The sequence below is a fragment of the Methanobrevibacter filiformis genome, assembly GCF_001639265.1.
Taxonomy (GTDB): domain Archaea; phylum Methanobacteriota; class Methanobacteria; order Methanobacteriales; family Methanobacteriaceae; genus Methanacia; species Methanacia filiformis.
The window spans coordinates 1-752 of the sequence record NZ_LWMT01000184.1 but is presented as its reverse complement, the minus strand read 5'-3'; the positions used below and the strand labels follow the sequence as shown (position 1 = coordinate 752).

Here is a 752-nt window from a genome sequence, read left to right as displayed (position 1 = left end):
TCTCAATAACAAAAACACCAGAAGCATTAGTCAAACCATTATTAGTCACAGTAATAGTGTACAAAACATTATCACCAACACTCACAACAGTAACATTCGCAACCTTAACAATACTCACATTAACAGTGTTATTTACAGTGACAGTCTCATTATCATCAGGATCACCAGTATTAGGCTCATCAGTAGTAACATTCACAACATTCAAAATACTACCATTACCAACGACTAAAACAGTAATATTCAAACTTACAGATTCACCAGTACTCAAATCACCAATATTCCAAATCCCAGAAACATTATTATATGATCCTTTACTTGCATTAGCACTAACAAACTGCACTTTACTGTTATTAGTTAAATTCTCAATAACAAAAACACCAGAAGCATTAGTCAAACCATTATTAGTCACAGTAATAGTGTACAAAACATTATCACCAACACTCACAACAGTAACATTCGCAACCTTAACAATACTCACATTAACAGTATCGTTTACAGTGACAGTCTCATTATCATCAGGATCACCAGTATTAGGCTCATCAGTAGTAACATTCACAACATTCAAAATACTACCATTACCAACGACTAAAACAGTAATATTCAAACTCACAGATTCACCAGTACTCAAATCACCAATATTCCAAATCCCAGAAACATTATTATATGATCCTTTACTTGCATTAGCACTAACAAACTGCACTTTACTGTTATTAGTTAAATTCTCAATAACAAAAACACCAGAAGCATTAGTC

General features: G+C 32.8%; 1 protein-coding gene. It reads right to left on the bottom strand.

Features of this window, described 5'->3' with window-relative positions; genetic code table 11:
- Nucleotides 1-752, bottom strand: a 752-nt coding sequence (locus MBFIL_RS04880) for a DUF11 domain-containing protein (protein ID WP_157078677.1), incomplete at both ends; no start/stop codon positions are given.